Source organism: Ignavibacteriota bacterium, from assembly GCA_016713565.1.
GTDB lineage: Bacteria > Bacteroidota > Ignavibacteria > Ignavibacteriales > Melioribacteraceae.
In genome coordinates this window covers 343,654-358,821 of the sequence record JADJOX010000003.1, presented here as the reverse complement: position 1 = coordinate 358,821, position 15,168 = coordinate 343,654, and the positions used below count along the sequence as shown (strand labels likewise).

The 15,168-nt window shown below is 32.8% G+C and carries 15 protein-coding genes; 11 read left to right on the top strand and 4 right to left on the bottom strand.

Annotated features, from left to right (window positions below):
- Positions 1-87: 87 nt before the first annotated feature.
- The 6 genes from IPK06_04215 (at position 88) to IPK06_04190 (ending at position 5,389) form a co-directional block, all read left to right on the top strand.
- Positions 88-555, top strand: coding sequence for a DinB family protein (locus tag IPK06_04215; protein ID MBK7979216.1), 468 nt, complete (start codon positions 88-90; stop codon positions 553-555).
- 178 nt (positions 556-733) lie between these two features.
- On the top strand, positions 734-1,606 hold the full coding sequence (locus IPK06_04210) for a DUF72 domain-containing protein (protein MBK7979215.1): 873 nt from the start codon (positions 734-736) through the stop codon (positions 1,604-1,606).
- A gap of 89 nt (positions 1,607-1,695) precedes the next feature.
- Complete coding sequence (locus IPK06_04205) at positions 1,696-1,848, top strand: DUF5131 family protein (protein MBK7979214.1); 153 nt, start codon at positions 1,696-1,698, stop codon at positions 1,846-1,848.
- 183 nt (positions 1,849-2,031) lie between these two features.
- Entirely contained in the window at positions 2,032-2,283 is a 252-nt protein-coding gene (locus tag IPK06_04200) for a septation protein SpoVG family protein (GenBank protein ID MBK7979213.1), read from the top strand.
- 70 nt (positions 2,284-2,353) lie between these two features.
- Positions 2,354-3,613 carry a DNA polymerase IV gene (gene dinB / locus IPK06_04195; GenBank protein ID MBK7979212.1) on the top strand — a complete coding sequence of 420 codons (1,260 nt, stop codon included), beginning with the start codon at positions 2,354-2,356 and terminating at the stop codon, positions 3,611-3,613.
- A gap of 108 nt (positions 3,614-3,721) precedes the next feature.
- Positions 3,722-5,389: a DNA polymerase III subunit alpha gene (locus IPK06_04190; protein ID MBK7979211.1), complete on the top strand. Its 1,668-nt coding sequence runs from the start codon at positions 3,722-3,724 to the stop codon at positions 5,387-5,389.
- Positions 5,390-5,420: 31 nt separating this feature from the next.
- Here the strand turns inward: IPK06_04190 and IPK06_04185 are convergent, their stop codons facing one another.
- Positions 5,421-7,097, bottom strand: a complete 1,677-nt coding sequence (locus IPK06_04185) for a hypothetical protein (protein MBK7979210.1) — start codon at positions 7,095-7,097, stop codon at positions 5,421-5,423.
- A 265-nt stretch (positions 7,098-7,362) separates the two neighbouring features.
- Here IPK06_04185 and IPK06_04180 point away from each other — a divergent pair, with 265 nt between their 5' ends.
- Together IPK06_04180 and IPK06_04175 are read left to right on the top strand one after the other, a co-directional pair.
- The gene (locus IPK06_04180) at positions 7,363-7,779 is read left to right on the top strand and encodes a hypothetical protein (protein ID MBK7979209.1); all 417 of its coding nucleotides are present in this window, start codon (positions 7,363-7,365) and stop codon (positions 7,777-7,779) included.
- Positions 7,780-7,791: 12 nt separating this feature from the next.
- A complete protein-coding gene (locus IPK06_04175; protein ID MBK7979208.1) occupies positions 7,792-8,373 on the top strand; it encodes a thioredoxin family protein in 582 nt (193 codons plus the stop codon).
- A 4-nt stretch (positions 8,374-8,377) separates the two neighbouring features.
- Here IPK06_04175 and IPK06_04170 read toward each other — a convergent pair whose 3' ends face one another.
- Positions 8,378-8,647 (bottom strand): DUF4342 domain-containing protein, encoded by a 270-nt coding sequence (locus tag IPK06_04170; GenBank protein MBK7979207.1) that lies wholly within the window; start codon positions 8,645-8,647, stop codon positions 8,378-8,380.
- Positions 8,648-8,743: 96 nt separating this feature from the next.
- Between IPK06_04170 and IPK06_04165 the strand changes: the two genes are divergently transcribed.
- The 3 genes from IPK06_04165 to IPK06_04155 all read left to right on the top strand — a co-directional run bounded on the left by IPK06_04165 (position 8,744) and on the right by IPK06_04155 (position 12,074).
- Positions 8,744-9,130 carry a hypothetical protein gene (locus tag IPK06_04165; GenBank protein ID MBK7979206.1) on the top strand — a complete coding sequence of 129 codons (387 nt, stop codon included), beginning with the start codon at positions 8,744-8,746 and terminating at the stop codon, positions 9,128-9,130.
- A gap of 134 nt (positions 9,131-9,264) precedes the next feature.
- A complete protein-coding gene (locus IPK06_04160; GenBank protein MBK7979205.1) occupies positions 9,265-11,124 on the top strand; it encodes a hypothetical protein in 1,860 nt (619 codons plus the stop codon).
- A gap of 68 nt (positions 11,125-11,192) precedes the next feature.
- A complete protein-coding gene (locus tag IPK06_04155) occupies positions 11,193-12,074 on the top strand; it encodes a cation transporter (protein ID MBK7979204.1) in 882 nt (293 codons plus the stop codon).
- A 7-nt stretch (positions 12,075-12,081) separates the two neighbouring features.
- Here the strand turns inward: IPK06_04155 and IPK06_04150 are convergent, their stop codons facing one another.
- Positions 12,082-13,887 (bottom strand): L-fucose isomerase, encoded by a 1,806-nt coding sequence (locus IPK06_04150; protein ID MBK7979203.1) that lies wholly within the window; start codon positions 13,885-13,887, stop codon positions 12,082-12,084.
- Positions 13,888-13,934: 47 nt separating this feature from the next.
- Complete coding sequence (locus IPK06_04145; protein ID MBK7979202.1) at positions 13,935-14,954, bottom strand: LacI family DNA-binding transcriptional regulator; 1,020 nt, start codon at positions 14,952-14,954, stop codon at positions 13,935-13,937.
- Between the last annotated feature and the right edge of the window lie 214 nt (positions 14,955-15,168).

The following is a 15,168-nucleotide window of genomic DNA, read 5'->3' as shown; positions in this document are numbered from 1 at the left end:
TTATCTTTTTTTTTACAAGCCTTACAAATTCACATAATTTTACTTAACAAACCAACTCACAACAAATTTCTAAAAGGAGAAAATTCCATGAAAGAAGGTTTAATTGAACAACTAAAAACACAAGAACTATTTTTTATGAACACAATTAGTTGTTTGGAAGAAACTGATTCAAGTTTTAAACCAAAAGAAGAAATGTATACAGTGGCTCAGCATATTGGTCATGCAGCAGAAACAATTGATTGGTTTTTAGAAGGAGCTTTTGGCAGCAAAGGTTTTGACATGAACTTTGAAGATTACGGTGAAAGAATGAAAAAGTATAAATCTTTTGATGAAAGCGTAAAATATTTTAAAGACGCAACCGCAAAAGGAATTGAAAATTTAAAAGCTATTCCCGATGCAGAATTAATGGCGCCGATTACCGGAGAAATAATGACCGGTGCGCCAAAAATGGCAGTAGTTGGAGCAATTGGAGATCACACTGCTCATCATAGAGGAGCTTTAGCCGTTTATGCAAGATTATTAAACAAAGTTCCGCAAATGCCATACGGCGGTTAATTTTAATTTATTGTAATTCTCAAGGTAGTCCGTTACTAAGGGGACTACTAATTTGTTTATAAAACATTCTTTTCAACTGTTTCGCTTTGATAGTTAGTCTCTCGAAGTAAAAGCGGGAAATTTTTTTGATATCTTTATATTCTCTATTTAGTTACATAATAAGAATATTTTCCAAATTATGCAAAATCCAAAACTTTACGTAGGCACGGCAGGCTGGTCATATAAAGACTGGGTGCCGAGCTTTTATCCGTGCGAACAATCCAAGGAACTTAGCTGGCTAACATATTATTCACGTTATTTTAATATGGTAGAAGTAAACTCTACTTACTACACATATTTGGCTCCGGGAATTGTAAAAGGCTGGCTGCGGCAAACAGAAGATACCAATGAATTTTTGTTTACCGTAAAACTTCATCAAGATTTTACGCATAAACGTCAATACGGCGATGAACAAATTGAAGCGGTTCACCAAAATCTTAATATTTTGAAAGAAGCTGAAAAACTTGGCGGGTTATTGCTGCAATTTCCTTATTCATTTGATTTTAATGAAGCTAATGTAGATTACTTGCGCGGACTTATAGAAAAATTTGAAGGTTATGAAAAATTTGTGGAAGTAAGACATAAATCATGGAACAACAAAAACGCGAAGACAATAACTTTCTGTACAATTGATCAGCCGCAAATAGGAGAAGCAATTGAGTTTAAGACAATAATAGGGAACAATGCCGCTTATATCAGGTTTCACGGTAGAAATGAAGAAGCGTGGAAAAAATCACTAAGTAATTTTGGTAAGAAGCAAACTTACGAAGAACAAAGCGCACGTTATGAATATCTATATTCTCCCGGAGAGTTAGCGGAGATTGATCAAAAGATTAAAGAAGTATATGATAAAGTTAAAAAAGTTTTTGTCGTTATGAACAACCACCCGCATGGAAATGCCGTTGCAAATGCGTTTGAGATTCTCCATCTTTTAAAAGAAAGAGCAAAAATTAAAATGCCGCCTACAATTATAAAAGCTTACCCGAGATTAAAAGAGTTTGCGAAGAATTAGAGAACAATAATGTCACCTCTTAGGCGGCTATTCTTTACATTCTTATCATGTAAAAGTTTCACACCTTTGGGGTTAAAGAAGAGTGGGCAATAAACATTAAAGATCAATGTGAAGAAGGGAATGTTCCCTTTTTCTTTAAGCAATGGGGAACTTGGGGAGCCGACGAAATCAAAAGGAATAAAAAAGCCAATGGGAGAAAACTTCAAGGCAGAATCTGGGAAAGTTTTCCTAAAGTTGCATAAGTTGCAAAAGAATATTCACAAAAATTAGTCTTCTTTTAAAAAATCAAAATGCAAAATAAAATCTTGTAAATTAATACAAATCTAATTAATTTAATTTTTATACAATATCACTTCGAAATATTGTTTAATAATGATTGTTAGTGCTATTGAATAGATTTATTTATAAACAAATGGAGAGATAAAATGAAAATAAATAGAATGAACCTTTATAACGGCAACAGTAAAACCGCGGCTTTTTTTGATGTAGAAACAGATGAAGGCATTATCATTAAAGGTTTTACTTTGGTGGAAAGTTCAAACGGACTTTTTGTAAGTTCGCCGAGCGAAAAAGGTAAAGACGGTAAATATTACGATAGAATTATAATGTCTGGCGAATTAAAAAATCAACTTAATGATATCGCGGTTTCTCATTTTAATAATCTGCAGAATAATTAAACTATTTTCTGGCTTCGGCTTTGCTTAGGTTTCAACTAAGTTTATATTGATCGCAGCTGAAAGGCTCGGCATGAATGTTTTTATCCCGGGCAGAGCCGATGAATGTATTTTCTTTTCACTTTTTAACTTTGACTTAATTATGCGTACAATATTTCATTTAGATCTCGATTCATTTTTTGTTTCAGTTGAAAGAATCCTTAATCCATCTTTAATTGGCAAACCGGTTATTGTTGGCGCCGATCCTCAATACGGAAGAGGCGTTGTCGCGGCGTGTTCTTATGAATCAAGAAAATTTGGGGTTCATTCCGGAATGCCTATTAAACAAGCTTATCAGCTTTGTCCAAAAGGAATTTATATTAATGGAAGTCATGGTGAGTATGGAAAATATTCAAAGTCGGTTAAACGGATTTTAGAAAATTACGCTCCGTTAATTGAGCAGGCTTCCGTTGATGAATTTTATATGGATTTTACCGGCACAAAAAATATTTATGGTTCAATGTATATGCTGGCGGTAAAAATTCAAAAAGAAATTGAAGCAAAACTTCTGCTGCCGAGTTCAATAGGAATAGGAAGCAATAAAACGATTGCAAAAATTTGTTCCGATTACGCAAAGCCGAAAGGTGTAACTTATATAATTCCGGGAATGGAAAAAGAATTTCTATCACCGCTTCCTATTGAAACAATTCCCGGCGTTGGCAAAAAAACTTTACCCGATCTGCACTTAAAAGGAATTTATAAAATCGGCGATATAACAAAACTTTCGGAAGATTATTTAATTGCCGCATTTGGCAAATACGGCTCGTCGCTTTGGAGAAAAGCAAACGGTGAAGGAAGCGAATATCTTAATCCACCTACCGAAAGAAAAAGTGTTTCAAAAGAAAGAACTTACGGAAAAGATGAAAATAATAGAGCGGAAGCTGAGCATACGCTTTTTAAGTTAACCGGACAAGTATGCCAACTGATACGAAATAAAAATTGGCAAACATCTACAATAAGTATAAAATTGCGCTATTCTGATTTTGTAACTTTAACTAGAGCAAAAACAATTAAGCCTACCGATGATGACAAAATAATTTTTGAAACGGCGGTAAAACTTTTGCGTAAAGCCGATACCAGAAGAGTAAGTATTCGTTTGATTGGAATTCATCTTACAAACTTTAATGAATTTACGGAACAAGAAGAAATTTTTGAAAATGATGAAGTTAAAAGAAAAAAAATGTTTAGAGCGGTTACAAAAATACGCGACAAATTTGGATATTCTTCAATTCAATTGGGCGGAATATTGACCAACAAAAGAAACGTAGACGCTCATTATTTTGGAATGAGATAAAAATTATATTCCCAAACAAATAATTTTATATTTGTCCCAATATCCTCATTTAAATCTAAATACTTTGCTAATTCACTTGATAAATTAATTCAAGCAAAATCGTAAAAAATGCTTTCGCTCCACCATCACTCAAATTATTCAATTCTTGAAGCAACAATCCCAATAGAAAAAATTATTGCTTCGGCAAAATTATACGGTGAAAGGTATGCCGTTCTTACAGATACAAACGGAATGTACGGAAGCATCAAATTTGCAAAAAAAGCAAGCGAAGAAAATATTAAACCAATTTTAGGAGTATTGATTGATGATCCTAATAACAAAAAATTATCTGCGATATTTATTGCGAAAAATCTCAAAGGATATTCCGATATTTCTCAAATTACTACAAGCAGAAAGATAAAAGAAGATTTTTCATTGGAAAGGGTTTTTGATGAAAATTTGGAAAATGTTTTTGTAATTACATCTTCGCTTGAATTGCTTCAACTCATTTATCAAAATAAAAAGTTAAAACAAAATTTATTTGTTGAACTGATAGCAACTAAAAAGCATAAAAGAAACACAAGAGAACTTTATGAGTTTGCAAAAAGTAAAGATTTGCAATTCGTTGCTTCAAATCCTGTTTACTTTTTCAATCCAGAAGATCATTTGCTGCAAAAAGTTGTAACTGCCATAAAGAAGAACACAACTTTGGAAAATTTAACAAACGAGGAAATTATTGATGATGAATATTATTTTAAATCGCCAAGCGAGCTGGAAAAAATTTGGCGGAATTTGCCGGAAGCAATCCTAAATACAAAAAAAATTGCAAACATGTGCAATGTGGATTTGGAATTCGGGAGAAATAAATTTCCAAAATTTGATTTGCCTAAAGGTGAAAATGCTCCGAATTATTTGAGGAAAATTTGCAATCTGGGATTAGCTGAAAGATATAAAAATATTACAGAACAAGCCTTAGCAAGATTGGATATGGAGTTGAACGTAATTGAAGAAATGGGCTTCTCGCATTATTTCCTCGTTGTGCATGATATTGTTAGAGAAGCAAAATTAAGGAGAATGAGAATTCTTGGCCGCGGTTCCGCCGCGAATAGTTTTGTTTCTTATTGTTTGGGATTTACAGATATAGATCCCATAAAATATAATTTATATTTTGAAAGATTTTTAAATAGAGCCAGAACCAGTCCGCCGGATATTGATCTGGATTTTTCATGGCGCGAACGCGATGAAATTGTTAAGTACGTTTATGAAAAATACGGTTATGATAAAGTTGCGATGATATCTACAACCGTCACATTTCGCGCGCGTTCGGCATTCCGCGAAACGGCAAAAGTATTTGGAATTTCCGAACGTGAAATTTCTCAATACAGTAAATTTATTCCTTGGACAAGCGCTCAAAATCTTGTTCAAATTGCGGAAAAATTTCCAGAATCAAAAAATCTTAATTTTAAAATTGAGCCTTGGAAAACCATAATACAAATTGCAAGTCAGCTTTCTTCATTTCCTCATCACTTAAGCATTCACCCAAGCGGAATTGTGGTAACAGAAAAGGCAATTACTAATTATGTTCCGCTTGAATACGCAAAAAACAAAGGACTTGGTTTAATTATTACTCAGCCGGATATGTATGGAATTGAGGATTTGGGACTTGTAAAAATTGATTTGTTAAGCCAACGTTCTCTTGAAGTTTTAAAGAATACAATGAGTGATTTGGAAGGAAAATATTTTCCGGATAAATCTATTGGCAAACTCAATATAATTAATATTGATGTTTCAAAATAAATAGAATAAGGATTTGATTCTCTAATATTAATTATCCTAAATTACCCACATAAGCTTTTTTAAGTTTTTCTCTATCTAAAGAATTTACAATTTCTAATTCTTCCTCAGAAACCTTTTCCACATCTCCGTAATATTTATTTTGAGAGCTGTCTTTTTGAACAAACTCCAATGCTTTCAAATTGGAAAGAACTTCAAGTTTTTCTACAATTATATTATTGCCGTTTTCAATATCCGCTTTTCCTTCAACCAAATACGGACCCATAGACATTGTCGCTTCCGCGTATATATTGTAAGTTTTGGGAAAAAGAACTGCATCAAAAGTTCCGCTTAAATCTTCAAGTGTTAGGAATTTCATAATATCGCCGTTCTTGGTTTTTATTCTTTTGGAAGTCATGAACCAGCCGAGCATTTTAATTTTCCTATTTTTATTTTTTCTCAGATCAGCCGCTTTTATTATTTGAGGAGAATCATAAATTTCTCTTATAAATTCAAGCGGGTGATACGTAACTGTAAATCCAAAGCATTCATACTCCAAAGTACAGATCTCTGCTGAATTGTATTGCAGTTTTGTTTCCACACTTTTTTCTAGCAGAGAAATTTCATTTTGAAAAAGCGGCAAGGAATTATCTTTAAGAAGTTCTTTTGAATGATAATAAATATCAGCCAAGCGTATTAGTGTGGGACGGGTTTTATTCAAACAGTCCATGGTTCCGCATTTGATAAGAAGTTTGGTACTTTCGTAAGTTAATTTCGTCCGTGAAATAAAATCGGCAAGCGATAAAAATTTTCCGTCATGTATTCTATCTTCAATAATTTTCATCAAAGATTCAGTTTCAATGTTTTTTATTGCCATTAATCCAATGCGTACTTCGGAATTGTTTCCTTTGTACCTGTATTCGCTTTCGTTTATTGAAGGAAGTAAAACTTTCAATCCCATTCTTTTGCATTCGTTAATATAAACTCCGGCAGCGTAAAATCCGCCGCCGTTATTAAGAACATTCGACATAAATTCCGCGGGATGATGAGCTTTTAAATACGCAACTTGAAAAGAGAGGAGAGCAAAAGACGCGCTGTGCGCCTTGCAAAACGAATAGCCGGCAAAAGATGAAATTTGATGCCAAAGCTCATTTGCTACTTTGTCGGAAAGATTTTTACTTTTGCACGAATCAAAAAAACGTTCGTATAATTTTTTCATCGCGTCGTGCGAGCGCATTTTTCCGCTCATTGCACGGCGCAAATAATCAGCTTCTTCCAAACTTAAACCAACAACATGATGAGCGATTTTTATTACGTCTTCCTGATAGACCATAACGCCGTAAGTTTCACCCAATATTTCTTCCATTTGCGGAACCAAATATTTCCGGAGATTTGGATTTTTATGACGGGCTATAAATTCATGCATCATTCCGCTTTCCGCAACTCCCGGGCGAATTATAGAGCTTGCCGCGGTAAGCATTTCAAAAGTATCGCAGTTCAATCTTTGCAGCAGCGATCTCATTCCCGGCGATTCAATATAAAAACAACCTATTGTTTTGCCTTCTCGAATCAGTTTTTTTGTTTCTTCATCTTGAAAAAGCATTTCGTAATCATAAATGTCGAAACCGGGCTTTGGGGTTGAACGATAAATTGTTGCGGCAATCTTTTTTGTCTTCGCCGTCTGAGGTAATTTATATTGTGCAAGATTAACTATGCTTGAATGATCAGTCATTTTTAAATATTAAATAGTAAACATACGTACACTATATAATTTATTTTTTACAAAGAAGCAAGAAATTTTATCGCAAAATTATAAAGGCGGATTTTGGGCTAAAAAATTAAAGAATTTATAAAATTACAAGAGCTGTGGATGGTAAAAAAGGTGTTAAAGTTACATGCAAATTTTTGCAAATAATATTATAGTTTTTTACATTTCAATAGGAACAAACTTTACTTAAATTTACACAAGACTATAACTCAATCAAAATGGAGATAAGTTGCAAATTTCAATTCTAGATAAAAGCAATTACTTTAGAGGCTTGTTGGTTTTAATAGGGCAGGACAGAATACTTCATGAAGAAGAAAAAAGAATAATACTTAAACTAGGTAAATTATTCAGTTTTGAAGAAAGTTTTGTTAGAGAATCGATAGAAAATTTATTGGAAAATAAATTCATTAATTTTGAACCGCCGAAATTTTCATCAAAAAGAATTGCGGAAAAATTTATTAAAGATGCGGTAAATATTGCGCTGATTGATAATGATCTGCATTTAAATGAATTGCAATGGCTGAAAGAAGCTGTACTGAAAAATGAAATTGAGCAGAAATTTTTTGACGAGCTATTGCAGAAGAACGAAAATACACGAGATAGTAATATTTTTGAAATTTCTGATTTAGTAGCTGAAAATTTATAGAAAGGAAAAGATTTGTCATTTACATTAGAAATAGGCCAAACAGCGCCAGCTTTTGATCTTCCCGCGACAAACGGAAAAAATTATTCATTATCTCAATTTAATGAAGATTATTTGGTGATTTTTTTTACGTGCAATCATTGTCCGTATGTTTTAAACTCCGATGATATTACGAGAAAGACAGCGGAAAAATTTGAAGTGAAAAATGTGAGATTTGTAGGCATTAATTCAAACAGTAAAAACACCTACGCAGAAGATAGCTTTGAGCATATGAAAATTAGGATGAATGAGAAAAAATTTCCGTGGATTTATCTTCGTGATGAAACTCAAGAAATTGCATTGAAATACGGAGCTTTAAGAACTCCACACTTTTTTGTTTTTGATAAAGAACGAAAATTAAAGTATACCGGTAGAGGAGTTGATAATCCAAGAAACCCTCAGTTAATTACGGTTAATGATTTGGATAATGCGCTTGAAGAATTGACAAACGGCAAAGAAATTACGGTTAACATCACAAACCCAATTGGCTGCAATATTAAATGGGATGGGAAAGATCCGCATTGGATGCCGCCTGACGCATGCGATTTAGTTTACTAAAATATCATTTTTTTACTTCGTAAAATTCTGCGGCTTGGTTTTCATCTTTCTTAATAATTTCAACAGAAAATTTTGAAGCAATTCCAGCTAATACACCAATCAAAGTTACATAAGGCGCGGCTAAAGAGCCGATTGCTCCGATCAAAAGAGGAATTTCTAAATACTTTTCGCCATTCTGATCTCTTACAATTATTCGTCTTAAATTTCCTTCTTTAATCAAATCTTCAATTTTATTTAAGAAGTCGTTAAAATTCATTTGAAATTTATTTGCCATTAATAGTTTCCTTTTTTTTGATTTAGATGCATAAAAAATACATTTTGTTCCATTTTCAAATAAAAATTTTTATATTTAAGAAAAATAAATTAATAAATGACAGCTTATCTTAAAATACTTAATTTAATTTTGCTCTTAGTTTATTCAAGTTATGTATTCAGAAGTGTTTTTCCTCTAGTGGATTATGTGATAAATTTCAATTTTATTGTAAGCGAACTTTGCGAACAAAAAGATAATCCGGAAAATATGTGTATGGGTAAATGCCATCTGCAGAAGGAAATGAAAAAGCAGGTGGATGAAGAAGGCAGTAAAAAACAATTGGTAGTTTTAGAAAATATAAAATTTGACCACATTGCTTATTCCAATGCACAAAGCGGTTCTCAACCCACATTTATAAAATTTTTTATTTCTGATTTCAAATCGGCAAATTTACTTACTTGTGAACCGTTATTGCCGCCGCCGAAAATTCTCTCAAACTCCTAATAATTTTAAAGCTCTTTGTAATTAAAACAAAATCCTTAATGTTTTATTGGAATGCATTTTAAATTCCGCTGGATTATTGTTTCATTAAATAACTTATGTAATAACGAGAATTATTAAACTCAGAGAGGATAAAAGTGTTTAAAAAAAATGTGCTTTTTCTGGTATTATTTGTTACAGCTCAAATATTACCGCAGGAAAATAAACAAGATAGTTTAAAGAATTATTGGCTAGATCAAGTTGAAATAAATTCAAAAAGATTGAACTTAGGTGAAGTTAACAATAGAATATCAAAAGATAATTTAGAAAATGTTTTAGGTAATAATGGATTTAGTTTAATTCGCAAAGGTGTATTTTTTGCGCAGGATATTTATGCCGATGGATTAAAAAGAGGAGATATCAATATAGTTGTTGACGGAGAACGTTATCATTCAGCTTGTCCAAATAGAATGGATTCTCCGCTTACACGAGTAAACCCATTGGATTTGGAATTTGTCCGTTTGAATAAAACAAGTGGCAATATTCAATCGGGATTAGGAGGTGTCGTAAAATTCAACAGATCATCTATTTCGGATGCAATGAGAATTCAGGCGGCAATTTCTGCTTTAGCCGGAGCGCAAAACGGCTTGGATATTGCAACTTCGGCAGATTATTCAGATCATAGAATTTCATTCAGGTATGCTAATGGAACTCCATTTGTTGATGGAAGTAAAAATTCTTTTTCAGATAATTACGGCTTTAAAGATAATTTTAATTTTAAATTAGCTGAAGCTTCCATAAGAGGAAATTTGAATTTAATATCTTACGGAGTATCGGCGGCGTATACAGAAAATGTTTCTTTCCCATATCTTCAAATGGATGAAAGATTTAACAGAGTATACAGCGCCTTTTTAAGGTATGATGATCATAAAATATATTTTAATTATACAAATCATGTTATGGATAATGATCTTCGTGTTAATACAATGTTAATGAGAACTTCGGCAAAAAACTTAACAATTGGCGCAATAGGAAGTTTCTATGAAGTTATTTTCAGAAATTGGGTTGCGAATAATTTTTTCCATAATGCTATGATGCATATTGATAATGATTTAATACCAAATGTTAATTCGTATAATGCTAATTTGTTCAAGTCAATTGATTTTGAGACAATTAGACTTTATGGTAAAATAGGATTTTCATACCAAACGGTAGGTGATAAATCACGAGAAGAATTTTATAAAAATTACTTTAGTGAGGTTCAGCTTTCAAGATTTTTCCCAATCTTCAGCTTGGGATTGTCGCATCTTTATGCTGTGAACAATCAATTGGCAATAGGCGGAATTGTTGAAGTAAATAGCGAAAGTCCTGAAACTGAAAGTTTATTTATTGCTGTTCAAAAACCGATGGCAAAACCATCCTGGTCGGGAAATTCGAATTTAAATCAGCCAATTAAAGGAACTTTACGAGGTTCCATAACTTATGAAAATATAAATTTGGAATTATTCGGATCAAAAGTGTGGAATTATAATAATTTGACGAAACAAAAAATAATGCAAACCTCTTTTTTGACTTACGCCAATGTAGATGCGTTTATGTTGGGTTCAAATTTAAATTTGAATTACAAATTTATTGTAATTGATGCTTCATATATTTGGGCAAAGAATACAACAAACAATTCGCCTTTGGCAGAAATTCCGCCATTGAAAATAAGTACAAAAATAATTTCGCCGGAATATTTCGGATTGGTTGCGTTTTTGAAACATACTTATAACGACGCACAACTAAGAGTGGATGATCTATTAAATGAAACAACATCGGGTGCTTGGAATAAATTAGACTTAGGTTTAATGTATAACTTAAGCGGGAATGAAATTTCACTTGATATTGAGAATCTTTTAAATGCAAATTATTATCAGCATTTATCGTTTATGAGAGATCCGTTTGCAGCAGGTATAAAAGTTTATGAACCGGGTCGGATTTTTAGAATTTCATTTAAAACAAATCAACTATTATAAAAAGAACAAAAATACTCACTCATCAAAAGTATTTTGTATTTTGGTGAGTGAGAAAAATATTAAAAAGAATGAGCCATAATCATCAGCATATTGACCATAACGAGTTTAATCAAAAATTTAAATTAGGGATAATATTAAATTCCGTTTTTATAATTATTGAAATAATTTTCGGATTAGCTTACAATTCATTGGCACTTATAGCGGATGCGGGTCATAATTTAAGCGATGTTTTGGGATTGCTTATTGCTTGGATAGCTAATTATTTAATTCTTAAAAAACCCACTAAAAATTTTACTTATGGTTATAAAAGAACATCCATTTTAGCCGCAATGCTTAACGCGCTGATTTTAATTTTTGCTTTGGGAATAATTTTGTGGGAAGCAATTGAAAGATTAAATTCAGAGAAAACTGTTGATGGATTTATTGTAATGATAGTTGCCGGAATTGGTGTAATTATTAATGGATTAACCGCGAAATTATTTATAGAAGGGAAGGATCATGATCTAAATATTAAAGGTGCTTATCTTCATATGTTTACAGATGCGATGATTTCCGCCAGCGTTGTATTTTCCGGTTTATTGATTAAACTTACCAATTATTATTGGTTGGATTCAGCAATCAGCATTATAATTGTATTTGTAATTTTTGGCGGCACCTGGAAATTATTAAAAGAATCAATGGTCTTGTCAATTGACGGCGTTCCGGCAAATATTAATATTGAAAATGTCAAAAAATATATAGTTGAAAAATTTGAAATCGAATCGCTGCATGATCTGCACATTTGGGCTTTAAGTACTTCGGAAACTGCGTTAACGGTACATCTAATACCAAAAACTAATACAGAAACAGATAAGCTTCTAAAAGATTTAAATGAAGGATTGCTGCATGAATTCGGAATAAACCATACAACAATCCAATTTGAAAATACTAACTGCGATAATAATTGCTAAACTTATTTTAACCGTAAAGCGGACCAAAATTCTTGCACGCCTCAAAATCGGCAGATTCTAAATTACTTGTTCCAAAGGCATTCCACGCACTTGGTCTAAAAATTCTATCTTCAGAAATATTGTGCATATTTACCGGAATTCTTAACATAGAAGCAAGAGTAATTAATTTATCTCCAATGTGTCCGTAACTTATTGCACCGTGATTTGCGCCCCAATTTTTCATAACGGAATAAACATCAACAAATGCGCCGTTACCTGTTAATATTGGTGCAAACCAAGTTGTAGGCCAAGTCGGGTCTGTTCTTCTATCTAAAATATTGTGAACTTCAATTGGAATATCAACAGTATAACCTTCGGCAATTTGTAAAACAGGTCCCAAACCTTTTATCATATTTATTCTACACATTGTAACCGGCATTTCTCCTGTTGTTAAGAATTGAGAAGAGTATCCGCCGCCTCTAAAATAACCCAAGTTAGCGGGGCACCATTTTGTAGCTTTTAAACATTCTTCAACATCAGTGTTTGTAATTTCCCAAAATGGTTTCATAATTGAAGTTCCATTTTGTTTTTGTCTTCCGGTACCGTCTAAAGTTGTTGATCCGGAATTTATTAAATGAATAATACCGTTTTTGGCTTTTCCGGTTAAATCATAATTCGAAACTCTTTTTACCGATTCTGGACTCCAAAAAGTTCTAACATCAGAAAAAATTTGAGCTGTATTTGTCAATAAATGGCCGAACAGCATAGATATTCCATTTAAACTGTCATTTTCGGTCGCGACCGTAAATGCTTCTCTAACTCCGTTCCAATCGAATGATGAATTTAAAATTGCTTCAGAAAAATCTCCGTTGGGGAAGTGATCTGTCCATTGCCTTTGACCTTGGAATCCCGATGCAATTGCGTTATTTCCCATTGATTCTTCTTCGAATCCAATTTCTTTCAGTTTAGGATTTCCAACCATCAAATCTCTCATAATTATCGTCATCATAACAACGGTTTCCCAATCTTTATCTTTTTGTTCTCGTGAAACCTGTTTTTCCTTTTTGTTTATATCTTCACCTTCAACGCAGTTTTCCTTGGTCCATTTCAGAGCTTTTTCAAATTCTGTTTTGTCAAAAATACCTTCTTCCATTCTTCTAATTAACTCAGTCATATCTACCGTGGAAGTTCTCATACCAAGGTAGTTTTGAAGAAAATCTTGATCGACAATTGAACCAACAATTCCCATAGAAACACCGCCGATTGCCAAATAAGATTTATTACGCATTTCAGCAACGGCTAATCCGGCTTTCGAAAACAACAAAAGTTTTTGTTTAACATCATCAGGAATTGATGTATCTGTTGAATCTTGGACATTTCTTCCGTAAATACTAAAAGTCGGCAACCCTTTTTGACTATAACCTGCGAGAGCCGCAGCCAAGTAAACAGCACCGGGTCTTTCCGTTCCGTTAAAACCCCAAATAGCTTTTGGTGTAAGCGGATCAAGATCCATTACTTCGGTGCCGTAACACCAGGCAGGAGTAACGGTAATTGAAACCCCAACTCCTTCTCTAGCAAATTTTTCTGCAGTCAAAGCAGCTTCAACAACGCCGCCGATAGTTGTGTCGGCGATAATGCATTCTACCGGCATTCCATTTGAATGTTTTAGATTTTTAGATAAAAATTCTGCGGCAGATTTTGCCATATTCATGGTTTGATCTTCTAAAGATTCTCTAACACCGTTTCTTCTGCCGTCAATAACCGGTCGAATTCCTATTTTAGGTAAAGATCCTTTTAATCTAATTTCTGCTTTGGAATTATTTTCAAATGTCATTTGTAATTTCCCAATATTTATCAATAAATTTAATTAATTTTTTCACATTATTGCACAGGTTTAGCAGTAGATTTTCTTATCTCAAATTTTGTATCAACACAAACAATTTTCGGATTGTTTTGTTTGTTCGTTTCAATTTGTTTCAACAACAATTTAAAGGCTTTTTCACCAATTTTTTGCCTATAATGTGTTATTGTTGTTAAAGGAGTTGATAAATAGGGAGAATAAAAACCGTCGAAAAAACCGACCAATGAAATATTCTCCGGTATTTTAAGTCCTTTCTCAATTATCGCTTTAATAGCTCCCAATGTAACCAAATCGCCGCCCGAAGATACAATTGCCGTAGGTAAATCTTGTAAATTTAATAATTGCAGCGTTGCTTCATACCCGTGTTCAAATTCAAAACCTTCACCAACAATATAGTTTTCATTAAAAGGCAAATTAAATTCCTTTAATGCCTGTTTATATCCTATTAATCTATTTTTAATTGTGTAAATATTTTTTTGTCCTCTAAGGAACGCAATTTTTGTATGACCTAATTTAACTAAATGGGCCATTGCTTTAACTACGGATTCAGCATTGTTGGTAATAACAGAATCGACATCAATTCCGTCAAATATTCTGTCAATTAAAACGAACGGAATTTTCTTTACAACTAAATCTTTTATATGATCATCGCTGTCTTGAACGGGTGCTAAAATTATTCCGTCAACACCTCGGGATATCAATTGATTGAGATATAAAATCTCTTTTTCCTGATCTTCATCTGTATTACAAACAATAACCGTATATCTTTTCTCAAAACCTAATTGTTCAATTCTTCTGGCAATTCTCGCAAAATACGGATTTAAAATATCGGGGACTACCAATCCGATTGTGAAACTTTTTTTCATTCTAAGAGCACGTGCGGTAAAATCCGGTATGTAATTCAGTTCTTTTACTGCTTTAATAATTTTTTCATGGGTTTTTGCAGAAATTTTTAAATTCTCTTTTCCGCGAAGCACTCTAGATACGGTTGAAGGGTGAACTCCAACATAAGCAGCTACATCCTTAAGAGTAGGTGCCATATAATAAATTCCCTAATAATTTAAGAGTAAATTTATGAAAAACTGTAAACATCTTCAGAACAATCGATTGTCGAATATCTAAAAATCAATATATAATTTTAAAATCAATAATCAAAATTGAATTATTTGTCTAAATGTATTTTATTTTTGAAGTAAGCGACAGATTTATTTATATTGAATTATTGAATCATTATGTCTAATTTTGAAATAAACA